This is a genomic window from Actinomadura spongiicola (genome assembly GCF_003432485.1).
Lineage (GTDB): Bacteria > Actinomycetota > Actinomycetes > Streptosporangiales > Streptosporangiaceae > Spirillospora > Spirillospora spongiicola.
Genome location: NZ_QVNQ01000008.1, coordinates 223,057 through 243,926, shown reverse-complemented (window position 1 = coordinate 243,926; position 20,870 = coordinate 223,057). Strand labels below are relative to the sequence as shown.

The following is a 20,870-nucleotide window of genomic DNA, read 5'->3' as shown; positions in this document are numbered from 1 at the left end:
TGCGCCGGATGGACGCGCCGAACACCCCGGGTTGTCTAGGGTTTACGGCATGAGCGACCGCTGGCCCGAGGGTTGGACACGCAGGGAGGACGGCCACGTGGGCCGCGGCAGGGACGGCTTCGCCCGCGCGGAGCATCGGCAGCCCGCCTACGGGCGGGACACCTACGACGATCCCTACGACCCGTACGCCGACCCGCACCCCGGTGACCAGCTCGCCGGACATGGGCGGGACGACGGCGGCCGGTACGGGCCCCCGCCCAGGCGGCGCCGGAGGCGTCGCTGGCCGCGTGTCCTCGCGGGCCTCACGGTCGTCCTGCTCGTCGTCGCGGTCGGCGGTTACCTCTACCTCGACTCGCGGCTGAAGCGGGAGGCCGTGCTGGAGGACTATCCCGGCCGGATCGCCGACACGCCCGGGACGAACTGGCTGATCGTCGGCTCCGACAGCCGCGAGGGCCTGTCGAAGGACGAGCAGCGCAAGCTCAAGACCGGCTTCACGGGCGGACGGCGCACCGACTCGATGATGCTGCTGCACTACGGCTCCGGTGGCACGTCCCTCATCAGCCTGCCGCGCGACTCCTACGTCCCGATCCCGGGGCGCGGCTCCAACAAGCTGAACGCGGCGTTCGCTTTCGGCGGCCCGAAGCTGCTCGTGCGGACCGTGGAGAAGGCCACCGGCGTCCACATCGACCACTACGCCGAGATCGGGTTCAACGGCTTCGTCGGCGTGGTCGACGCCGTCGGCGGCGTCGACATCTGCGTCAAGAAAGACATCACGGATCCCAAGGCGGGCCTCGACCTCAAGGCCGGCTGCCAGACGCTGGACGGCGGGCAGGCGCTCGGCTACGTCCGCACCCGCGCCTTCCTCCGCGCCGACCTGGAACGGGTCGAGCACCAGCGGCAGTTCTTCGCCGCGCTGATGAAGAAGGCGTCGAGTCCCGGCACGATGCTCAACCCGTTCCGGAGCGTGCCGCTGGCCATGAACGCCACCAGCAACTTCCTGGTGGACGACGGCGACCACCTGCACCACCTCGTCCGCATGATGTGGGCGATGAAGGGCGTCAGCGGGAACGACGGCGTGACCACCACCGTCCCGATCGGCGGCGGCGGCAACTCGCCCAGCGCGGGCGCGTACATCACCTGGGACAGGTCCAAGGCGAACAGACTCTTCGAGGCGCTCCAGCAGGACCAGCCGATTCCGCGGGACGTCATCACCCGATGACCGGGATGGGGGCGTCCCCGTCCGGTTAGAGTCGGATCATGTCCGACACGTCACCAAACGCCGCCGCCGAGCTCGACGCGCTGCCGTCCAGCGAGCTGTACGACCGCGCGATGCGGCTCGCCAAGGAGCGCCGCGACGTCGGCTTCCTCTGGGACCTGCTCCGTACGATCCCGCCCGCCGCGGCGGCGATCGGCGAGGTCGACCGCGCCCAGTTCGACCTGTTCCACGGGCTGTCGCTGCTGGAGGAGTTCACGCACGCGGGGGAGGGCGAGATGGCGGACGCGCTCCGTCCGCTCTACATCGAGTACCTCACCGCGCACGCCAAGGACACCTGACGCTCTCTTTGACGCTTCTTGATCTCCGTCCGGCCACCCCGGGGAATCACTCTTCGTAGGCAGTCGACCGCAGAGGGTGATTGAAGTGAACAAGAAGCATATGAAGATCGCCGCCATCGCCTTCACCGTCTGGTACGTCATCAGCAGGCCCGAGGGGGCGGCGAATCTCGTCAACAACGCCCTGAGCGGACTCGGCAACGCCGCCGAGTCGTTGTCGCAGTTCATGAGCGCGATCCCGAGCTGACGGACCGTTCCAGGGCCCCGTACCCCCGCCGGTACGGGGCTTCTTTCGCGCGTGGCCAGCAAGCGGTAGCCCCCGCGTCACAGTAAAATCGCGCTTTGCGGGCAGACGCGCCTGGGCACAATTGGATCGGGTCAGTTGTGTCGCTGCGCTACAACCAGGGACGGCGTACGGATGAAGAAGAACCTCCGCTATGTGGCGATCGCCTTCGTCATCTTCTATTTGCTCAGCTCACCGACGGACGCGGCAGGAGTGGTGAACAACGCCTTCACTCAACTCGGCACGGCGGGCAACCAGCTCGCCGCCTTCGTCGAGGCCTTGGGCAGCCCGGGCAGCTGAGGCCGCCCCGGCGCCGACGCCGAAGGCTTTGAACGACGAACACCGTCGGGGACGGGGCCGGTCACCCGGAGTGATCTCCTAAGATCGGCCTCATGTCTGTCTTCGACGTAGAGATCGACGGTCTCCAGGGCGGTTCCGCCGACCTCGATCAGTACCGTGGCAAGGCCGTGCTCGTTGTCAACGTCGCCTCCAAGTGCGGCCTCACCCCGCAGTACACCGGTCTGGAACGACTCCACGAGCGGTACGCGGAACGCGGCTTCACCGTCCTCGGGGTCCCCTGCAACCAGTTCATGGGACAGGAACCCGGCACCGCCGACGAGATCGCCGAGTTCTGCTCGACGACCTACGGTGTCACCTTCCCGTTGACGGAGAAGGTCGAGGTCAACGGCGACGGCCGTCATCCGCTGTACCAGGCATTGGTCGACACGCCCGACGCCGAGGGCCACACCGGCGACATCCGCTGGAACTTCGAGAAGTTCCTCATCGCCCCCGGCGGCACGGTCGCGGCACGCTTCGCACCCCAGACGGAACCCGAGTCGGCCGAGGTCGTAGCCGCCATCGAGAAGGACCTCCCGGCCTGACATCCACCCCGGGCGTGCACGCCCCCGCCGGGGGAGCGACAGCCCACGCGCGAGCCGCCCCTGCCCCTCGTCAGCCAAGGCGGTCACCCTACCCGAGAGGGACCTCCCTCCGAGGTCCGCTGCAGTGGGAGCGGTGCCTCTGCGACCTGGGGCCAGGTTGGGGGTTACTGGTCGGCCGGGGTGGTCGCCGTACCGGAGAACTTCGCGTCTGAGGTTCGCTTGCGGTTGTGCGCTTCCCCTGGGGGGAGCGGCACCCTGCGAGCAGGTCGGCCTCTCGGCCGCTGTCGGCCGGGTGGTCGCCGCAAGCGGGAGGAACCTCCCTGCCTGGCAGTTCGCTTGCGGGTGTGGCTTGCAGTGGGGAGTGGCTGCTTGCGAGCGGGGCGGCGCCTCGGGTCTTTCTAGAGGCCGGGGGACGATCGGTGGGCGGCGGGGACGAGGCCGTGGACCGCCTGGGCCAGCGTTGTGGCCACGATGGTGTCCGCGTTGGACGGATCGCGCTGCGCGAGGCGGGCCGCGGCGTCCACCAGGCCCTGGATCAGCGCGGCGCGGACCTCGGCGTCGGGGACACCGCCGTCCTCCAGCACGGTGACCAGGGGACGCAGCAGTTGCGCGTGGCCGTCCCTGATGCGTTCCAGGGCCGGTTCGGCGAGGGCGTGCTCGACGAGGGCCACGGCGGCGGCGTGCCGCCCGTCCGTCATGACCTCCAGCTGGGATCTGATGTAGGCCTCGACCTTGCCGCCGAGATCGTCCGGACCGGCCAGCGCCGTCTCGACGTGCGCCGCCCACCGGGGCAGCTCCTCCTCGACGATCGCGGCGACCAGGTCGTCCTTCGACCGGAAGTACTCGTACAGGCTCGGCCGCGACAGGCCCACCCGCCTCGCCAGCGCGGCGAGCGACAGCGCCTCGATGCCCTCCTCGGCGACGAGCGCCCGCGCGGCGTCCAGCAGCGTCCGCAGCTGCCGCGCCCGATGCGCCGCCACGGTCGCCTCACTGATCTTCGGCACCCGCCCATCCTACGAGCCGCCCGCCCGCGCCGGAGGTCGGACGGGCTGCGCTCACGGGCCGCGGGTGAGGTCCCAGTCGAGGGTGGCGGGCAGCGCGCCCTCCAGGGTGAGCAGCCACCGTTTGACCTCCACGCCGGAGCCGCCGCTGTAGCCGCCGAGGCCGTTGGAGGCGACGACGCGGTGGCACGGCACGACCAACGGGATCGGATTGGAGCCCATCACCTGCCCGATGACCTGCGCGTGCACGCCGGTGCCGGAGCGGACGCCGAGGTCGCCGTAGGTGACGACCTTCCCGTACGGGACGGTCTCGTACAGCGTCGAAAGGACCTGTCGCTGCACCTCGGACACGAGGCGCCAATCGATCGGCACCTCGAACCGCTTCAGGTCACCGGCGAAGTAGTCGCGCAGCGCCGACAGGGCGGGCGCCAGGCGTGCGGGCGCGTCCACGACGGGCAGGCCCGTCGCCTTGGCGGTGCGTTCACGGGCGGCGGGGGTGTCGCGGAAGTGCAGCGACACGACCCCCGTCTCCGTCTCGGCCACGAGGAGGCGTCCGAGCACGGTGTCGACCGTGCCGAACGCGAGGGTCTCGGTCATCGTGCGGCGCTCCTTCCCGGCACGTTCAGCCTTCCACGCGGGTCCGTCATCTCGTCAACACCGTCGCGAGGCCTCACGTTGCGAGGGTCCGGTGGAGGCGGGCGGACTCCTTGACCAGGCGGCTGGTTCCGCCGCGGGCCGCGACGTCGGCGACGCGGGGGATCGCGCCCCTGGCGCCCGTGGTCTCGGCGACGCGGATGCCGAGCGCGAGCAGGTCGGGGACGCCGGCCGGCGCGCGCCCGCCCGGTTCGGGGAGGACGTGGGGGAGGGCGGCGGCGACCGTCGTCCAGACGTCGGCGTGGGCGCCCGCGTCCACGGCGGACGTCAGGGCCTTCACGGCGCGGGAGAGGACGACGCGGCCGTGGGCGGCGAGCCGTCCGAGGGCCTCGCCCGTCTCCGCCGCCGGGAGGTGACCGCGTCCGCTGAACGCCAGCAGCGCCTCGACCACGTCGGCGCGGTCGCGCGGGTCCCGGCTCGTCAGTGAGCAGGCGAGGATCGTTCCGGTGGCGGCCCCCGTGGGCCCGTCCGCCTCGGCCAGATCGAGCAGGACGCCGCCTTGGCCGCAGCCGTAGTCGACGGCCTCGTCCGTCGCCAGTTGCGGGACGAGGTGCGCCGCGACGATCTCGCGATGAGAGGGCGCGACGGACGGCCAGAACACGAGGTGGTACCCGCCGGGTCGTAGATCTTCCTCCGACCAGCCCTCCTCGGGGAGGGCGCAGAGGCGCGCGACGTCGGGGTGGCCGGGCGTCTCCACCGGGGCCAAGACGTGGTGGGAGAAGCGGAGCCTGTGACCGGGCAGGGTGTGGGTCGGCTGGTCGAGGATCCGGCATTCGATGTCGGGGTCGGCGAGCCCGCCCTCGGCGAACCACGACGCGACCGCCCGCCCGGCCTCGGACGCCAAGCCCTTCGCGCGTGCCGCGACGGCCGCGTCGATGTCCCGAGGGAGGCGGAGCAGCGCCTGCGTCAGGTCGGCCGGGCCCGGCTCGACGCCCGCCTTCTCCAGCCGTTCGAGGCGGCCGACGAGGACGTCGGGGTCGACGTGGCCGCTGCCCTCGGTCGGCGTGGCGAGCAGAACCGGCACCTTCCCGACGACGAACGCGACCTCGTGCTTCCGCCAGGTCAGGAACCGCTCCATCCGCGGCCAGAACCCATAGGCATAGGCGTTGTCGTCGCGAGAAAGGTAGGACCTGTGCGCGTCTTCCGCCAGGCTCGGCTGCTGGAACACGTGCCTGCACACCGCCAACTCGACCCACTGCTGGTTCGTGTAGGAGTACACATGCGAGCCGCCGTCCCTGTCCAGGGACCAGGGGACGTGGTCGGACATCGCCCGCCGCAGCGCTTCCATGGTCCCGTCGAGGTCGCGATAGGCGAACTCGACGAGGGCGCCCGAAAGGCGCTCGATGGTGCGCCACGGCGTCTCCCTGCGCACGGAGGCGATGTACTCGTCCACCAGTTCGGCCGGTGAGCCGATCGGAGCGGGCGGCTCGCGCGGCGTGAAGGGCGGCGGGCCCGGTGGCTCCGGCGCGGGGTCGGCGGCGGTCGCGATCTCGCCGAACGCGGCTGCGATCGTCCCGCGCAGGTCGGTCGGAAGGACCTCGGCGGCGTCCCGGATCTGCGCGCGGACGGCGTCGCCCGCCCGGGAGGCATGCTTGACCGCGATCCTGACGGCGCGTTCTTGCAGGTCGAGGGCGTCGGAGGTGAAGACGGCGGCGACGCTGCGGAGCGTGGCGTCGACGCGGTCGCGTTGGCGGGCCGTCCGGTCCAGCCAGGAGAGCGTGGCCCGCACGAACTTCTTCTCCGTGCGGAAGAGCACCGCGCCCGCCGCCTCCTCGAACAGCGGCTCGTCGAGGCGCCCCAGGTCGTCGACCCGCCGGACCTCCCGCAGCGCGAGTTCGGCGACGATCGACGGCGCGGCCGGGAGCAGGCGCGCGTAGTCGCGGACGCGGGCGGTCGCCTCCTCCTCGGTGGTCTCCAGCGCGTCGTGCAACTGGACGAACCAGCGGAGGGTGTGCGGCGTGCCCCCACGCAGAAAACGGCTGACGCAGCCGTCGAGAAGGACGGTGCGTTCGAGGCGTCCGGCGCGGGCCAGGTCGACCAGAGCGATGGACCAGCTGCGTTCCCGGCCCATGTTCCACGCCCCCTGGACCGCCTCGCGGGAGAGGACGGCGCCGACCCCGTCCACCTCGAAGAGCTTCGGGACGAGCACGTCCAGGAACGGGTCGTCGGCGAGGGTCCGGGCACGGATCTGGGAGGCCGCCCAGCCGACGACGAAGCCGTCGGTGACCGGGACGGCGGCACCGGCGGACGTCACGAGCGCCGCCGCGATGTACCACCTGGGCCCGCCCTCCTCGGCGACCTGGACACGGGCGGCGATCCGGTGTGCGACGTCCGCGCGCCATTCGTCCGTGCGGACGGACGTGACGTCGCACAGCCATCGGCAAAGCGTGGTGATCGTGGCGATGTTCCACCGCGGGCGCAGGTCCGTCCTGCACAGCCAGGTCGCGGCGGCCGCGGGCCCGTTGATCGTGCCCGCGCCGGCCACGAGGAGGGCGTGGATGTGGACGTCCTCCAGGAAGCCGAGCCGTGTCAACGTGCGGAGCCGCTTCAGCTCGCCCGGCAGTTCCTTGGCCACGGCGCGCCGTCCGGGCTCGTCGAGTGCCGCGACCAGCCGTGCCGTCAGCTCGCCGTCACCGGCATCGATGGCCTTCTGAATGTCATCCCACGTGCTCACCGACCGGCCTCCACCATCACGTCGGCGTCCTGGCGGACGATGCGGGCGGCGAGGACGTGCTTGCACGGGCCGCGTTCCCCTCGATGGTCGATCCACCACGGGCAGGTACAGGTGACACGGTCGCCGACGAACCGGACCCGCCGTTCCCCGCCACCGGTCGACACGATCGCCGTGTCGTCGGCCGTGAACCGCACGGCGCCGTCCTCGACGAGCGCGCGTGCCGAACGCAGCCGCGGGTTGAGGGCCGCCACCCGGGACGGGTCGTAGGGCAGTTCGCGGTGGAAGAACGCGGCCTCGGCGGCGTCGAAACCGACGCGACCGGACGTCCCCAGCTGGGTCAGCGCCGCCTTCGTCCGCTCCAGCGTCAGCCCGGACCGCTCGGACAGCAGGTCGGGGTCGACGCGGGGCTCGAACGACAGCAACGCGCCGACCAGGTCGGCGTCCCCGGCGGCCTCGTCGGTCGCGAGCGCGTCGAGGACGGCGCCCTCACCGGAGAAGCCGCGCGAGTGCTGTGGCGACAGCGTCAGGACGTACCGCATCCCGGGCAGTTCCAGCTCCCAGACGCTCGACGCGGGGCCGCTCGCGCCGGTGACCGGTGGGCCGTAGACGCGCAGCGCCCGCGCGAAGCGGAGCAGGGGCAGCAGCGTCCGGAGCCGGTCGGACCCTGCCAGGCACACGGCGCCGGGCGCGGGACGCGAGGAGATCCGCAGCGTCCGACCCGCGGGCAGCGCCCAGAACACGTCCCGCCCGCCCCTGGGCAGTGACCGGAGGAACCGGACGGCGTCCGGAGCCGCCAGCTCGGCGCGCGGATCGAACCCGGCCGTGATGACCTGGACCTCCGCGAAACCCCGGAGCCACCGGTCGGGCAGCGGAACCTTCTTCTCCACGACGGCGCCGTCCAGGGTCGTCACGGCCAGTCCCTCCGCGCCGACCGCCAGGTGCAGCGGGTCGGAGCCGCCGACACGGGCCAGGGCTTCGCGGAGCGGGCCGTTCACGTCCACGTTGGTGGTGCCGCGCTCGTGCACCTCGCCGTCCAGCGCCGCTTCCAGCACGTCGAGCCGCGCGTAAACGCCGCCGCACGCGGAGAACGACTCCATCCGCAGCCGGTCGCCGCCGCAGGTCACGACCGGGTCGCGGAACGCGGTCGGACGCGGCTGGTGGTACCGGGTCTGCGCGACGTCGGCCAGGGCCAGCAGCGCCGCCGCGGCCGGTGCCGCCTGCGTGAGGACGCCGCTGAAGAACCACGGATGCGCCTGCGGCCCGGTGCTCGTCGTCCCGCCGGACGTCGACAGGCCGAGAAGCCCGCCGTCCAGCCCGGACGGACGCGCGTACGTGTACGACTGTGCGGCCCCTGCGGCCACGGTGCTGGTCGCCATGCCGAGAACGTAGGGCCCAATGCCGACAATTTCCGGGTTTCGGAGGATGATCCCCATCCGGTACGGGTGGACGGGCGGGGTCGTGTTCGAGGTCCATGTGACCGGGGGTAGGCTCGATGCCGTGCGACGGTTCCTCACCCCTGGCTGGATCGGGCTGCACGTGCTCGCGCTCGTGCTGTGCGGCGCGTTCCTCGGCTTCGGCTGGTGGCAGTTCGACCGCGCCCAGGGAGGCAACGACCGAAGCTGGGCGTACACCTTCGAATGGCCGATCTTCGCGATCTTCGTGATCGTGATGTGGGTCAAGATGATCCGCGACGAGCGGGCGGGCACGAGCCCGGCGCCGAAGGTGATCGAGGAGCCCGCGGAGGCCGAGGTCAAGCAGGAGATCATCCGTCGCCAGGAGGAAGAGGACCCGGCGCTGGCGGCCTACAACCGCTACCTCGCCCGGCTCAACTCCCAGAGCGGCGGACGAGGCTGACGCGGCGGTCCGCCGCCCTCCGGCCGCACACGCCGTCCGGCACCGTGCGGACCGTCGAACGAAAGGTGTGTCCTGTGGCAGGCGCGTTGGTCAGGTACCGGGTCCTGGCGCTGGTGGTCGGCACGCTGCTGGTGCTGCTCGTGATCGGGATGGTCCTGAAGTACTCGCCGATCGACGAGCCCGCCCTGGCGGGCGTGGTGGCGCCCGTCCACGGCTTCCTCTACATGGTCTACCTGCTGGTCGCCTACGACCTGTGGCGGCGCACCGGCTGGCCGCTGAGCCGCATGGTGATGATCGTGCTCGGCGGCATCGTCCCGCTGATGACCTTCTTCGTCGAACGCGGGATCGTGCGGGACGCGCGGGCCCTGCGCAAGGCCGAGGCCGTCGCGAACGTCTGAACCCCGAACGGCTGGCGGATCCGCCGTCGCGTCCAGTAATGTTTGACTGAGTCAAACGTTGGAGGTCGGCGATGGTGGTGACCGAGGAGGACGTCGAGACGGTCCGGGCGTTCAACCGCTTCTACACCGGGGTCATCGGTGTGCTCGGCGAGGGGCTCGTCCGGTCCCCGTACTCCCTCACCGAGGCGCGGGTGGTCTTCGAGTTGGCGCAGCGGCCGGACACGGAGGTCCTCGCCCTGCGCCGCGCCCTGGCGCTGGACGCGGGCTATCTCAGCCGGATGCTCACCCGGTTCGAGAGCGACGGGCTGATCACCCGCGAGCGTTCGCCCGACGACGCCCGCCGCCAGGTCGTCCGGCTCACCTCCCGGGGCCGCGAGGTCTTCGCGATGCTCGACGAGCGGTCCGTGACGGAGATCCGCGACCTGCTGCACGGGCTGCCGCCCGGCGAGCGACCCGGCCTGCTCGCCGCGATGCGGACCATCCACGGCGTCCTCGGCGACCGCCCGGACCGGGACGGCGGCGTGGTGCTGCGCCCGCCGCGCCCCGGCGACCTCGGGTGGATCGTGGAACGCAACGGCGCCCTCTACGACGTGGAGTGCGGCTGGGACCGCACCTACGAGGCCCTCGTCGCCGAGATCGTCGCCGACTACGCGCGCAACCACGACCCGCGGCGGGAGAACGCCTGGATCGCCGAGGCCGGCGGCGTCCGGGTGGGCGGCGTCTTCTGCGTCCGCCGCGACGACGACGTCGCCCAACTGCGGCTGCTGCACGTCGAGCCGGACACTCGCGGTCTGGGCGTCGGATCAGCCCTGGTCGAGGAGTGCGTCCGCTTCGCGACCGAGGTCGGATACGCCGAGATGATGCTGTGGACGACGGCGCTGCAACATTCCGCGCACCGTATCTACGCACGCGCCGGGTTCGTCCTGGAAGCGGAGGAACGGCCGGTGGAGCGCTTCGGGAGCGTCGTCCACGGGCAGGTCTGGCGCAGGAAACTCTGAAGCGGGCCCGTGGCGGCGTCTGCCTCCACGGGCCCGGATCCGCAGCGATCCCTAGGCTGCTCTGGCGGCCGGGACGGGGGTCGGACGGAGTTCCGGCCGCCGCTGATCTCACCGGCGAGACGCCGGTTCGTCTCGGTCCTGACCGTCACCCCCTTCCTGCTGTGGGCCGGGCGGGAGGACCGTCCGGCGGACGGGTGCGGACGCCACGTCGGCGCCCGAACGTCCGGGGCCGGGCCGGCGGCGCGACTGGACGGCGCCGCGGGCCCGGCCGGCGGGGGACACCGATGCCGCGGGGGCGTGCGGCACCGGGCTCCGGGGATGGTCGGCGGGCGGCCCTGCCGGTCCGGTACGGCCGAGGACCCGAGGTGTGCCGCCGCGCGTCCCCGCCGCCGCACCCGTTGGGGGACGGTGCCTGTCGCGGGGGGACGAGCCGTGGACGCCCTCGGCCGTACGGACCGGGCCGCGCGGGGTGGAACACGGGAGGAGGATCACGCGCTCTCGACGTCGCATCGGCCCTCCCGCGTCCTGAACCCGGGGCTTTGCCGCCCCGAGGATCTTTCCTTCACTCATTGTCACAATCTCGTTGCGGTAAGTACCCGCACGTCATGCGCGCGTAAACCGCACCCGTCGCAAAGAATCGTGATCAAGATCGCGACTTTGCCCCCGCATTGCCCACGGCGCCGGGAAGATCAGCCGCCGAGGACCTGACCGATCACGTGACGGGCGTTGGCGGAGATGACCGGGTTGGTGCCGCGGTAGTAGGGCAACTGGACGACGGCCATGGACAGCGCCCAGCCCCGACCACGCGCCCAGGTCGCGTCGTCGACGTCCACGGTCTCCCTGAACGCGTCCCGGCACGACGCCGGCAGCAGATTCCAGGCGGGAATCAGATCACAGGCCGGATCACCGACCCCGAGCGTGGCGAAGTCGAGCACGGCGGTGAGCCTGCCCCCGGCGACGAGCAGGTTGCTGGGCATGAGGTCGGAATGCACCCAGCACGGAGCGTTCTTCCAAGGGGGCACGGCCAGCGACTCTTCCCAGGCGGCCATGGCGGCGTCCGCGTCGAAGGGTTCGTCCGTGCGGCGCAACTCCTCGATCGCCTCCCGCGTGTAAACGTCCACGGTCGCCAGCGGAACCCCGCGATACGCCACGGGCCCGCCCTCGAAACCGAGCCGCCGCAAGACCCGCACGAACGTCCCCAGATCACGCGTGAGTACTTCAGGCTCAGCCAGGGCGCCTTCAACGGGCGTCTCACCATCAATCCACCGATGCACCGACCACGCCCACGGATACCCCGCGCCGGGCTCGCCCAGCGCGACGACGGTGGGAATCGTGACGGGCAGCATGGGCGCTAACCGAGGCAGCCACCGCCGCTCCCGTTCCAGGTCCTTGACGCCCGCTCCGGTGAGTGGAAGCCGAACCGTCAGACCATCACCGAGACGGTAGAGGGCATTGACGGTCCCACCGGACACGAGCGGCTCGATCGACATTCCCGCCCACTGCGGAAACTGCCCTTCGACCAGCCGCCGAACGAGGTCAGCATCGATCTCGGCCTCCCCGGCGTGCATCTTGGCCATCCACCCACGAGACCGTCCCGGCGCTGCACCCGTCAACGTATTTTCGAGGAGTCCCATGGGAAGAAGCAGCCGGAAACCTCCCCGGCGAGTCGGAACCACTTGTTCATGTCCTAGGGCGGTACTGCGCGGCTTCGCCCAACGGTGCGGTACGTGGCTTCATCCGCGGCGGGCGTGATCGCTGAGAGCGAACGTTGCTGTGGAAACAAAATCGTGCTCCGGTTTCTTGAGTGTGGATGACTCAACTTGGTGTTGGGTCTTCGGACTGAACTTGGAGCTGAGCATGAGCGAGACCCTGACGTTGCCGGTGCTGCCCCTGGACGACGGGGTCGTGCTGCCGGGCATGGTGGTGCCGCTGGACCTGTCCGAGAGCGGGGAGATCCGGGCCGCCATCGAGGCGGCGCGGGCGGCGGCACAGGCCAAGGGGCCGGGGATCCGGTCGGTGGGCAAGCCGCGGGTGTTGCTGGTCCCGCGGCTGAACGGGCAGTACGCCGCCGTCGGCACGCTCGGTGTGATCGAGCAGGAGGGACGGCTGCCCGGCGGGGAGCCGGGCGCGGTCGTGCGCGGTGTGCGGCGGGTGCGGATCGGGACCGGGACGACCGGGCCGGGCGCGGCGCTGTGGGTCGAGGGGACCGAGATCGAGTCCCCGACGCCCTCCGGGCGGGCGCAGGAGTTGGCGAAGGAGTACAAGAGCCTGGTCAGCGCGATCCTGCAGAAGCGTGGCGCGTGGCAGGTCGTGGACGTGGTGCAGCAGATCGACGACCCGTCCACCCTGGCGGACAACGCCGGATACGCGCCGTACCTGTCGCCCGAGCAGAAGGTCGAGGTGCTGGAGACCCCGGATGTGGTGGAGCGGCTCACCCTGGTGATCGGGTGGGCGCGTGACCATCTCGCCGAGCTGGACGTGGCGGAGACGATCCGCAAGGACGTCCAGGAGGGCATGGAGAAGACGCAGCGGGAGTTCCTGCTGCGGCAGCAGCAGGAGGCGATCCGCAAGGAACTGGCGGAGCTGAACGGCGACCCCGCCGACGAGGAGGACGACTACCGGGCCCGGATCGAGGCGGCGGACCTGCCCGAGAAGGTGCGCGAGGCGGCGCTGAAGGAGGTCGACAAGCTGGAGCGGTCGTCCGACGCGTCCCCCGAGGGCGGGTGGATCCGCACCTGGCTCGACACCGTGCTCGACATCCCGTGGAACACGCGGACCGAGGACGCCTACGACATCGCCGGCGCCCGGGAGGTCCTCGACGCCGACCACGCCGGCCTCGACGACGTGAAGGAGCGCATCGTCGAGTACCTGGCCGTGCGGAAGCGGCGTGAGGAGCGGGGCCTCGGCGTCGTGGGCGGACGCAGGAGCGGTGCGGTGCTCGCGCTGACCGGGCCTCCCGGCGTCGGCAAGACCTCGCTGGGCGAGTCGGTCGCGCGGGCCATGGGACGCGAGTTCGTCCGGGTCGCCCTCGGCGGTGTCAGGGACGAGGCGGAGATCCGCGGCCACCGGCGCACGTACGTGGGCGCGCTGCCCGGACGGATCGTCCGGGCGATCCGGGAGGCCGGGTCGATGAACCCGGTCGTGCTCCTGGACGAGGTCGACAAGGTCGGCGCCGACTACCGGGGCGACCCGACGGCGGCGCTGCTGGAGGTCCTCGACCCCGAGCAGAACCACACGTTCCGCGACCACTACCTGGAGGTGGAGCTCGACCTGAGCGACGTGCTGTTCCTCGCCACGGCGAACGTGGTGGAGGCGATCCCCGGGCCGCTGCTCGACCGGATGGAACTCGTCCAGCTGGACGGCTACACCGAGGACGAGAAGGTCACGATCGCCCGGGACCACCTGCTGCCGCGCCAGCTCGACAAGGCCGGGCTGGAGGCGCCGGAGGTCGACTTCGGCGAGGACGCGCTGCGGCTGCTCGCGGCCGAGTACACGCGGGAGGCGGGCGTCCGGTCCCTCGACCGGTCGATCGCGCGGGTCCTGCGGAAGGTCGCGGCCAACGTGGCGCTCGGAAAGGCGACCCTGCCGGTCTCGATCCGCGCGGACGACCTGCGGGACTACCTCGGGCGGCCACGGTACACGCCGGAGGTGGAGCTGAGCCGGAACGAGCGGCGGACGAGCGTCCCGGGCGTCGCGACGGGCCTCGCGGTCACCGGCGCGGGCGGCGACGTCCTGTACATCGAGGCGTCGCTGGCCGACCGGGAGACCGGTGACACGGGGGTCACCCTCACCGGGCAGCTCGGCGACGTGATGAAGGAGTCGGCGCGGATAGCGCTCAGCTACCTGCGCTCGCGCGGGGCGGAACTGGAGCTGCCGGTCGGCGACCTGAAGGAGCGCGGCGTCCACGTGCACGTGCCGGCGGGCGCGATCCCGAAGGACGGCCCGAGCGCGGGCATCACGATGACGGCGGCGCTGGCGTCGCTGCTGTCGGGGCGGCCGGTCCGTTCGGACGTGGCGATGACCGGCGAGGTGTCGTTGACCGGGCGGGTCCTGCCGATCGGCGGGCTGAAGCAGAAGCTGCTGGCCGCGTCCCGGCTCGGCATCACCACCGCGATCGTGCCGAAGCGCAACGAGCCGGATCTGGAGGACGTCCCCAAGGAGGTGCTGGAGAACCTGACGGTGTTCGCCGTCAGTGACGTCCGGGAGGTGCTCGAACTGGCCCTGGAGCCCGCCACCACGCCCGTGGCGGTCTGAAGAACGCGCGGGCGCCCGCGCCGGGACCCGGCGCGGGCGCTTCGGCGGGGCCGGCGCGGGTAGAGGGGATTCGGACGCCACCATTGCCGATATGCGCGCCAACCGGTCGTTGACGACGCTGGACCGCCCCAGCACACTCGTGCTCACCTGACCGCCCACCGGGAGGGGATCGATGAGGATCGGACTGGCCGGCGCGGGGCGCATCGGGGCGCGCCACGCCGTGGCCCTCGGTGCGCTGCCCGAGGTGGAGGCCCTGCTCGTCGCCGACGCGGACCCGTGCCGCGCCCGCGACCTCGCGGCCCGCCTGTCCCCGGCGGCCCGGGTGAGGGCGTTGGACGAGGTCGAGGAGCTGTTCGCCGCGGGGCTCGACGGGCTGGTCGTCGCGGCGGCCACGGACGCGCACGCGGGGCTGGTGGAGCGCGCGGTGTCCGCGGACATACCCGTCTTCTGCGAGAAACCGCTCGCCTCGGATCTTCATGGAACGTTCCAAATCATGGCGGCCGCCACGGCCGCCGGGGTGCCCGTCCAGGTCGGCTTCCAGCGCCGGTTCGACGCCGGGAACGCGGCGGCCCGGGAGGCCCTGATGTCGGGACGGCTCGGCTGGCTGCACACCGTCCGCTCGTGCAGCTTCGACCCCGCGCCGCCGCCCGCCGAGTACGTCCCGTCCTCCGGCGGGCTGTTCCGCGACTGCGTGATCCACGACCTCGACCTCATCCGCTTCGTGACCGGGCGCGAGGCCGTCCGCGTCACCGCCGCCGGCGCCAACCGGGGCGACGAGTTCTTCCGCGAGCACGGCGACATCGACACCGGATCGGCCCTGCTCGTCCTGGACGACGGGACGCTCGCGGTCGTGTCCGCCACCCGCTACAACGCCGCCGGGTACGACGCGCGCCTGGAACTGTTCGGGTCCAAGGACAGCATCGTCACCGGCCTGGACGACCGCACGCCCGCGACCCCCCTGCCCGAACGGGGACCCGAGCCGAGGAACGCCTACTGCGGGTTCATGGACCGCTTCGCCGACGCCTATGACGCCGAGCTGCGCGCCTTCGTGGACATGGTCGCCGGACGGCGCGGCAACCCGTGCCCGCCCGAGGAGGCGCTGGAGGCGTTCTACCTCGCCGAGGCGTGCGAGATGTCGCTGCGGGAGGGCCGCGCCGTCGGGACGGACGAGGTCCGCAGGTGAGGGCTCCAGCACCGTTACCCCTCGGATATCGTCCGCCGCCGCGATCTGTGATCGACTCCTCTGACCGAACGATCGGGTGGAAATCGGGGGGGAACGGAGAGCGACCTCATGAGAGGCGTGTGCGCGCGTGGGACGTCCAGGAGCCTGATGGCCCTGGCGACCGTGGGACTGCTGGCGCTGGGCGCCTGCAGCAGCGAGGGAGGGAAGAAGGCCGAGGAGGAGGCGGAGGGCACGGGCGCGCGGTTGAAGATCGCCATGGTGACGCACTCGGCCCCCGGCGACACCTTCTGGGACATCGTGCAGAAGGGGGCCAAGGCCGCCGCCGCCAAGGACGGCGCCGAATTCCTCTACGCGGCCGACCCGGACGGCGGCAAGCAGGCCGAACTCGTCCAGGCCCAGATCGACAAGAGGGTCGACGGGATCATCGTCACCCTCGCGAAGCCGGACGCGATGCGGGACGTCCTGGCCCGAGCGACCGCCGCGAAGATCCCCGTCGTCTCGATCAACTCCGGTCAGCACGAGTCGGCGAGGCTCGGCGCGGTCGCGCATTTCGGGCAGGACGAGACGATCGCCGGTGAGGCCGCCGGAGCGGAGATGACGAGGATCGGCGCGAAGAACGCCCTGTGCGTCGTCCACGAGCAGGGCAACGTCGGCCTGGAGGCCCGCTGCGCCGGGGCGAGGAAGACGTTCCGCGGGACGATGCGGAACCTTTTCGTCCAAGGGGCGAACATGCCGGGCGTCAAGTCGTCGATCACGGCCAAGCTCCAGGCCGACGACGGCGTCGACGGAATCCTGACGCTGGGTGCGCCGTTCGCCGCGACCGCCGTCGACGCGGTCAAGGAGGCCGGCGGCGACGCGAAGATCGGCACGTTCGACCTCAACCGGGACCTCATCGCCTCGATCACGTCGGGCGCCGTCGCGTTCGCCGTCGACCAGCAGCCCTACCTCCAGGGATACGAGGCCGTCGACCAGCTGTGGCTGCTGCGGACCAACGGCAACGTCCTCGGCGGCGGACGTCCCGTGCTGACCGGCCCGGCGATCGTCACCAAGGAGAACGCGGGGCGGCTGGAGGCGTTCGCGAACCGGGGGACGCGATGACCCGCGCCGCGTCCTCGGGCGTGGCGGAACCGCCGGTGGCCGGTCCCGGCCCGGACGAGCGCCTGGCCCGGCGGTCCCCGCTGCGGCGGCTGCTCGGCCGCCCGGAGCTGGGCGCGCTGCTCGGCGCCGTCGCGCTGTTCGTGTTCTTCTCCGTCGTCGCGGACGCGTTCCTGAGGGCGGGGTCGTTCTCCACCGTCCTGTACGCGAGCTCCACGTTCGGGATCATGGCGGTCGGGGTCTCGCTGCTCATGATCGGCGGGGAGTTCGACCTGTCCGCCGGGGTGTTGGTGACGTCCTCGGCGTTGATCGCCGCGCTGACCGCGTACCAGCTGACCCTGAACGTGTGGGCGGGCGTCGCGATCTCACTCGTCCTGACGCTGGCGCTCGGCGCGGCCAACGGGCTGCTCTACGTCCGGACGAGGCTGCCGAGCTTCATCGTCACGCTCGCGACGTTCTTCATGCTCGCCGGGCTGAACCTCGGTGTGACGAAGGCCCTCACCGGCAACGTCGCGAGCGACTCCGTCCGCGACATGGACGGGTTCGACAGCGCTCGCGCGGTCTTCGCGTCCGACATGGACGTCCTCGGCGTCAACGTCAGGATCACGGTGCTGTGGTGGCTGCTGTTCGTCGCGGTCGCCACCTGGATCCTGCTGCGCACCCGCACCGGCAACTGGATCTTCGCGGTGGGCGGGTCCGCCGACAGCGCCCGCGCCGTCGGCGTGCCCGTCGACCGCGTCAAGATCGGCCTGTTCATGGGCGTCGCGTTCTGCGCCTGGTTCTCCGGGATGCACCTGGTGTTCGCGTTCGCGACCGTCCAGTCCGGCGAGGGCGTCGGCAACGAGTTCCTGTACATCATCTGCGCGGTCATCGGCGGTTGCCTGCTGACGGGCGGCTACGGGTCCGCGATCGGCGCGGCGATCGGCGCGTTCATCTTCGGCATGACGAACAAGGGCATCGTGTACGCGGAGTGGAACCCGGACTGGTTCCGGTTCTTCCTCGGCGCGATGCTGCTCATCGCCACCGTGGTGAACCTGGCCGTCCGGCGCAGGGTGGAGCGGACGTCATGACGGGCACGGACCAGCCGCTGATCAGGTTGACCGGGGTCGGGAAGAGTCACGGCGCCGTCATCGCGCTCCGGGACGTGGACCTGGAGGCGTCCGCCGGCGAGGTGACCTGCGTGCTCGGCGACAACGGCGCGGGCAAGTCCACCCTCATCAAGATCGTCGCCGGGCTGCACCGCCACGACACCGGGACGTACGAGGTCCAGGGGGAGAAGGTCGAGTTCGGCTCGCCCCGCGAGGCCCTCGACCGCGGCATCGCCACCGTCTACCAGGACCTCGCGGTCGTGCCGCTGATGCCGGTCTGGCGGAACTTCTTCCTCGGCTCCGAGAAGCGCCGGAGGTTCGGCCGCCTCGACATCGTGTCCATGCGCGAGACCGCCCGCCGCGAGATGGCCGCGATGGGCGTCGACCTGCGCGACGTCGACCAGCCCATCGGAACCCTGTCCGGCGGCGAACGGCAGTGCGTGGCGATCGCCCGCGCCGTCCACTTCGGCGCGCGGGCCCTCGTCCTGGACGAGCCCACGGCCGCCCTCGGCGTCAAACAGGCCGGGGTTGTGCTGCGCTACATCGTCCGGGCGCGGGAGCGCGGCCTCGCCGTCGTCTTCATCACCCACAACCCGCACCACGCCTACCCGGTCGGGGACCGCTTCCTCATCCTCAACCGGGGAAGGAGCATCGGCGACCACAACAAGGACGAGATCACCCGCGAGGAGTTGACCGCGCTGATGGCGGGTGGCGGCGAACTAGAGGAGCTCGCTCGGGAGCTGGACGTCGCAGGCGATTGACCTGCTCACCCCTCCAGCGGGGACGCGTCGCCTCGCGCGACCCGGAACCGAAGCGGCCTGAGACGGGTTCGCGGCGGGACCTTTGCCTGATTGCGATTCGTCCAGTCAATTGAGCTTGACTGGGCCGGGTCGTCATCATCGTTTCCGATGGTGGTGCTCTTATTGGAAGGGGCCACCGGAAGGCCACCGGACGTGTGCGCGGACGGTGGCCTTCCGCTTTTCCTGGACGGGCGACGGCCGTTGAGCCGGTCAATTGCCGGGACGCCGGACGCGCCGTCATCATCGGTGTCGATGGTGGCTCAATGCTGCGAACCGGCCGCCTGGAGACAGCCCCCGGACATTTCTCGCCGGGGGCTGTCGCACGTCTCGGAGAACTCCCCGGAAGGCCGTGGCCGGTGCGCGACGCCCGGATCAACGATGACCGATCGGGCGCCCCCGGCACGCGGCCTTCCGGGGCCCGTACGAAAAGGAAGGAGAGCACTTTGGCGATCGCCTTCGACGCCGCCGCCGCGGCCGTGCCGCCCGGCGACGCTCCGGTGGCCGCGGTGTTCCCCGACGCCGAGGCCCTCGTCGGGGACTACCTGACGGCCCGGCCGGAGATGGCGGGCGTCCCCGTGGGGCCGGTGTTGCCGAGCGGCAACGACGGATCCCAGCCCGCCGTGGTGCTGATCCGCGACGGCGGCTCGTATCGCGAGTACCCGGTACTCGACGACGCTCAGATCCGCATCGAGACCTACGGGCCGAGCCCGACGGCCGCGCACGAGTTGATGAGGCGGGTCCGCGCGCTGCTGGCGGGCCTCCCGGAGGTCTCGATCCCCGGGTCGGTCGTCACCGACGTCACCGAGGAGGTGGGGCTGCGGGGACTGCGCCGCCTCACCGACCGCACCGACCCCCAACGCACCCGCTACGCACTCAATGTGCGGCTGCTCATCCGGCTGCAATAGCAGCGGACGCTAAGGAGAGAGAAATGGCAGGAATCAACGCGACCGAGATCCGCGTCGCCGGTACCGGGCGGGTGCTGGTCGCGCCCAAGAACACCGACATGGCGGCTCCCGGCACGACGCTGGGCGCCGAATGGAAGGACCTCGGTTACACCACCAACGACGGGATCAAGTTCACCAAGAAGGACAAGCTCGATCCCGTGGACTCGTGGCAGAGCATGGCCGCGGTCCGCTTCGTCCAGAGCGACCGGGACCTGACCGTCAAGTTCCAGCTGATCCAGATCAACGTGGACACGCTGCCGTTCGTCATGGGGTCGGGCAACACCCCGCTCACCCCCGACGTCGACGGCGTCATGCGGTACGACATCTCGGCGACGCCGGTGCCGGCCGAGTTCGCGTTGGGCCTGGAGTTCACCGACGGCGCGAGCGTCACCCGGTTCTACGTCCCCCGGGGCGTCGTCACCGACATGGACGAGGTGCAGTTCGCCAAGAACGCCCCCGTCAAGCTCGGCGTCACCATCAACGCCGTCGCCTCGGACGCCACCCCCGTCAAGCCGCTGGCCAGCTGGATGACGAAGTGACGGCCCGCTACAGCGTCAACGCCGCACGCGCGCAGCGGCTGGAGGCGCTCGGGCAGCACTGGGAGTTCGAGATCGACGGTGAGCGGTACGCGCTGGCGACCGAACTGCCGCACAAGATCGTCAAGCGGCTCGCCGACCTCGACCCGTCCGATGTGGAGGGCATGCTGGAGCTGCTGCTGGGCGGGGAGCAGTTCGAGCGCTTCCGGTTGCACGAGGTCAGCGTCCAGGACGTCCAGGCGCTGGTGGAGGCCTACGGACGGGACTCGGGGATGTTCCCGGGGGAAGGATCGGCCTCGACGAGCTCCTGACCGAGCACGCCGAGGCGATCGAGGCCGACCTGCTCCGTTACTACGGGGTCGATCTCCTCGATCTCCACCGCGGCACGCTGTCCGCGCGGCGGGTGCTGGTGCTGATCCGGCACCTGCCGCGTGACAGCGCGCTCGTCCGGGCCCTGCACGGCGAGGAGGCCGACTGGGGCGCGGTCGAGCACCTGCTCGCGGCGGTGGTCGATCATCTGGCGATCGGCAACTGGCTGTTCACCAGCGCCCACGGCGACTCGGAGCCGCCGCGTCCGGAGCCGGTGCCCCGTCCGGGGGACGCGCGGGAGGAGGAGACGGCGGCCACGCCGAGCCCGCGGGAGCTCGCCGCCTTCTTCGGAGGGCTGTGAGCGTGG

The 20,870-nt window shown here is 71.4% G+C and carries 22 protein-coding genes; 17 read left to right on the top strand and 5 right to left on the bottom strand.

What is annotated here, in order from left to right; all coding sequences use genetic code 11:
- The first annotated feature begins 49 nt into the window (after positions 1 to 49).
- From D0T12_RS25285 to D0T12_RS25275, 5 genes are all read left to right on the top strand, one after another.
- The gene (locus D0T12_RS25285) at positions 50 to 1,219 is read left to right on the top strand and encodes an LCP family protein (RefSeq protein ID WP_117402208.1); all 1,170 of its coding nucleotides are present in this window, start codon (positions 50 to 52) and stop codon (positions 1,217 to 1,219) included.
- Positions 1,220 to 1,257: 38 nt separating this feature from the next.
- Entirely contained in the window at positions 1,258 to 1,554 is a 297-nt protein-coding gene (locus D0T12_RS25280; RefSeq protein WP_117402206.1) for a hypothetical protein, read from the top strand.
- Between the two features lie 85 nt (positions 1,555 to 1,639).
- Positions 1,640 to 1,798 (top strand): hypothetical protein, encoded by a 159-nt coding sequence (locus D0T12_RS35990; protein ID WP_199487690.1) that lies wholly within the window; start codon positions 1,640 to 1,642, stop codon positions 1,796 to 1,798.
- 171 nt (positions 1,799 to 1,969) lie between these two features.
- Complete coding sequence (locus tag D0T12_RS35985; protein WP_199487689.1) at positions 1,970 to 2,134, top strand: hypothetical protein; 165 nt, start codon at positions 1,970 to 1,972, stop codon at positions 2,132 to 2,134.
- 92 nt (positions 2,135 to 2,226) lie between these two features.
- Complete coding sequence (locus D0T12_RS25275; protein ID WP_117402203.1) at positions 2,227 to 2,715, top strand: glutathione peroxidase; 489 nt, start codon at positions 2,227 to 2,229, stop codon at positions 2,713 to 2,715.
- 398 nt (positions 2,716 to 3,113) lie between these two features.
- On the opposite strand, the gene D0T12_RS25270 is transcribed toward D0T12_RS25275, so the two are convergent.
- The 4 genes from D0T12_RS25270 to D0T12_RS25255 all read right to left on the bottom strand — a co-directional run bounded on the left by D0T12_RS25270 (position 3,114) and on the right by D0T12_RS25255 (position 8,420).
- Positions 3,114 to 3,719 (bottom strand): TetR/AcrR family transcriptional regulator, encoded by a 606-nt coding sequence (locus D0T12_RS25270; RefSeq protein ID WP_233526279.1) that lies wholly within the window; start codon positions 3,717 to 3,719, stop codon positions 3,114 to 3,116.
- 51 nt (positions 3,720 to 3,770) lie between these two features.
- Positions 3,771 to 4,313, bottom strand: coding sequence for a methylated-DNA--[protein]-cysteine S-methyltransferase (locus D0T12_RS25265; protein ID WP_117402200.1), 543 nt, complete (start codon positions 4,311 to 4,313; stop codon positions 3,771 to 3,773).
- Between the two features lie 73 nt (positions 4,314 to 4,386).
- Positions 4,387 to 7,044, bottom strand: coding sequence for a DUF6493 family protein (locus tag D0T12_RS25260; protein WP_117402197.1), 2,658 nt, complete (start codon positions 7,042 to 7,044; stop codon positions 4,387 to 4,389).
- Complete coding sequence (locus tag D0T12_RS25255; RefSeq protein ID WP_117402195.1) at positions 7,041 to 8,420, bottom strand: SWIM zinc finger family protein; 1,380 nt, start codon at positions 8,418 to 8,420, stop codon at positions 7,041 to 7,043. The genes D0T12_RS25260 and D0T12_RS25255 overlap by 4 nt, the downstream gene beginning before the upstream one ends.
- 46 nt (positions 8,421 to 8,466) lie before the next feature.
- Between D0T12_RS25255 and D0T12_RS25250 the strand changes: the two genes are divergently transcribed.
- From D0T12_RS25250 to D0T12_RS25240, 3 genes are all read left to right on the top strand, one after another.
- Positions 8,467 to 8,898, top strand: coding sequence for a hypothetical protein (locus D0T12_RS25250; protein ID WP_233526278.1), 432 nt, complete (start codon positions 8,467 to 8,469; stop codon positions 8,896 to 8,898).
- Between the two features lie 74 nt (positions 8,899 to 8,972).
- Positions 8,973 to 9,296, top strand: a complete 324-nt coding sequence (locus D0T12_RS25245) for a DUF3817 domain-containing protein (protein WP_117402193.1) — start codon at positions 8,973 to 8,975, stop codon at positions 9,294 to 9,296.
- Positions 9,297 to 9,367: 71 nt separating this feature from the next.
- Complete coding sequence (locus D0T12_RS25240) at positions 9,368 to 10,294, top strand: bifunctional helix-turn-helix transcriptional regulator/GNAT family N-acetyltransferase (protein WP_117402191.1); 927 nt, start codon at positions 9,368 to 9,370, stop codon at positions 10,292 to 10,294.
- A 689-nt stretch (positions 10,295 to 10,983) separates the two neighbouring features.
- Here D0T12_RS25240 and D0T12_RS25235 read toward each other — a convergent pair.
- Positions 10,984 to 11,871: an aminoglycoside phosphotransferase family protein gene (locus D0T12_RS25235; RefSeq protein WP_199487688.1), complete on the bottom strand. Its 888-nt coding sequence runs from the start codon at positions 11,869 to 11,871 to the stop codon at positions 10,984 to 10,986.
- 280 nt (positions 11,872 to 12,151) lie between these two features.
- Between D0T12_RS25235 and lon the strand changes: the two genes are divergently transcribed.
- The 9 genes from lon to D0T12_RS25190 all read left to right on the top strand — a co-directional run bounded on the left by lon (position 12,152) and on the right by D0T12_RS25190 (position 20,864).
- Positions 12,152 to 14,548 (top strand): endopeptidase La, encoded by a 2,397-nt coding sequence (lon, locus tag D0T12_RS25230; RefSeq protein ID WP_117402189.1) that lies wholly within the window; start codon positions 12,152 to 12,154, stop codon positions 14,546 to 14,548.
- Between the two features lie 172 nt (positions 14,549 to 14,720).
- Positions 14,721 to 15,731 carry a Gfo/Idh/MocA family protein gene (locus tag D0T12_RS25225; protein WP_117402186.1) on the top strand — a complete coding sequence of 337 codons (1,011 nt, stop codon included), beginning with the start codon at positions 14,721 to 14,723 and terminating at the stop codon, positions 15,729 to 15,731.
- A 147-nt stretch (positions 15,732 to 15,878) separates the two neighbouring features.
- A complete protein-coding gene (locus D0T12_RS25220; RefSeq protein ID WP_117402184.1) occupies positions 15,879 to 16,829 on the top strand; it encodes a substrate-binding domain-containing protein in 951 nt (316 codons plus the stop codon).
- The gene (locus D0T12_RS25215) at positions 16,826 to 17,896 is read left to right on the top strand and encodes an ABC transporter permease (protein ID WP_117402181.1); all 1,071 of its coding nucleotides are present in this window, start codon (positions 16,826 to 16,828) and stop codon (positions 17,894 to 17,896) included. Before D0T12_RS25220 ends, D0T12_RS25215 begins: the two co-directional genes overlap by 4 nt.
- The gene (locus D0T12_RS25210; protein ID WP_117402179.1) at positions 17,893 to 18,675 is read left to right on the top strand and encodes an ATP-binding cassette domain-containing protein; all 783 of its coding nucleotides are present in this window, start codon (positions 17,893 to 17,895) and stop codon (positions 18,673 to 18,675) included. Before D0T12_RS25215 ends, D0T12_RS25210 begins: the two co-directional genes overlap by 4 nt.
- Before the next feature lie 482 nt (positions 18,676 to 19,157).
- Complete coding sequence (locus D0T12_RS25205) at positions 19,158 to 19,619, top strand: hypothetical protein (protein ID WP_117402177.1); 462 nt, start codon at positions 19,158 to 19,160, stop codon at positions 19,617 to 19,619.
- Positions 19,620 to 19,642: 23 nt separating this feature from the next.
- The gene (locus D0T12_RS25200; protein WP_117402176.1) at positions 19,643 to 20,197 is read left to right on the top strand and encodes a phage tail tube protein; all 555 of its coding nucleotides are present in this window, start codon (positions 19,643 to 19,645) and stop codon (positions 20,195 to 20,197) included.
- Complete coding sequence (locus tag D0T12_RS25195) at positions 20,194 to 20,505, top strand: hypothetical protein (RefSeq protein WP_117402173.1); 312 nt, start codon at positions 20,194 to 20,196, stop codon at positions 20,503 to 20,505. Before D0T12_RS25200 ends, D0T12_RS25195 begins: the two co-directional genes overlap by 4 nt.
- Positions 20,506 to 20,597: 92 nt before the next feature.
- Complete coding sequence (locus tag D0T12_RS25190; protein WP_199487686.1) at positions 20,598 to 20,864, top strand: hypothetical protein; 267 nt, start codon at positions 20,598 to 20,600, stop codon at positions 20,862 to 20,864.
- The last annotated feature ends 6 nt before the right edge of the window (positions 20,865 to 20,870 follow it).

Excerpts from the sequence above, each read along its gene's own strand:
- D0T12_RS25285 (WP_117402208.1), top strand. The coding sequence starts at position 50 with ATGAGCGACCGCTGGCCCGAGGGTTGGACACGCAGGGAGGACGGCCAC.
- D0T12_RS25280 (WP_117402206.1), top strand. The coding sequence starts at position 1,258 with ATGTCCGACACGTCACCAAACGCCGCCGCCGAGCTCGACGCGCTGCCG.
- D0T12_RS35985 (WP_199487689.1), top strand. The coding sequence starts at position 1,970 with ATGAAGAAGAACCTCCGCTATGTGGCGATCGCCTTCGTCATCTTCTAT.
- D0T12_RS25275 (WP_117402203.1), top strand. The coding sequence starts at position 2,227 with ATGTCTGTCTTCGACGTAGAGATCGACGGTCTCCAGGGCGGTTCCGCC.
- D0T12_RS25265 (WP_117402200.1), bottom strand. The coding sequence starts at position 4,313 with ATGACCGAGACCCTCGCGTTCGGCACGGTCGACACCGTGCTCGGACGC.
- D0T12_RS25255 (WP_117402195.1), bottom strand. The coding sequence starts at position 8,420 with ATGGCGACCAGCACCGTGGCCGCAGGGGCCGCACAGTCGTACACGTAC.
- D0T12_RS25250 (WP_233526278.1), top strand. The coding sequence starts at position 8,467 with ATGATCCCCATCCGGTACGGGTGGACGGGCGGGGTCGTGTTCGAGGTC.
- D0T12_RS25240 (WP_117402191.1), top strand. The coding sequence starts at position 9,368 with ATGGTGGTGACCGAGGAGGACGTCGAGACGGTCCGGGCGTTCAACCGC.
- D0T12_RS25235 (WP_199487688.1), bottom strand. The coding sequence starts at position 11,871 with ATGGCCAAGATGCACGCCGGGGAGGCCGAGATCGATGCTGACCTCGTT.
- lon (WP_117402189.1), top strand. The coding sequence starts at position 12,152 with ATGAGCGAGACCCTGACGTTGCCGGTGCTGCCCCTGGACGACGGGGTC.
- D0T12_RS25225 (WP_117402186.1), top strand. The coding sequence starts at position 14,721 with ATGAGGATCGGACTGGCCGGCGCGGGGCGCATCGGGGCGCGCCACGCC.
- D0T12_RS25220 (WP_117402184.1), top strand. The coding sequence starts at position 15,879 with ATGGCCCTGGCGACCGTGGGACTGCTGGCGCTGGGCGCCTGCAGCAGC.
- D0T12_RS25215 (WP_117402181.1), top strand. The coding sequence starts at position 16,826 with ATGACCCGCGCCGCGTCCTCGGGCGTGGCGGAACCGCCGGTGGCCGGT.
- D0T12_RS25210 (WP_117402179.1), top strand. The coding sequence starts at position 17,893 with ATGACGGGCACGGACCAGCCGCTGATCAGGTTGACCGGGGTCGGGAAG.
- D0T12_RS25200 (WP_117402176.1), top strand. The coding sequence starts at position 19,643 with ATGGCAGGAATCAACGCGACCGAGATCCGCGTCGCCGGTACCGGGCGG.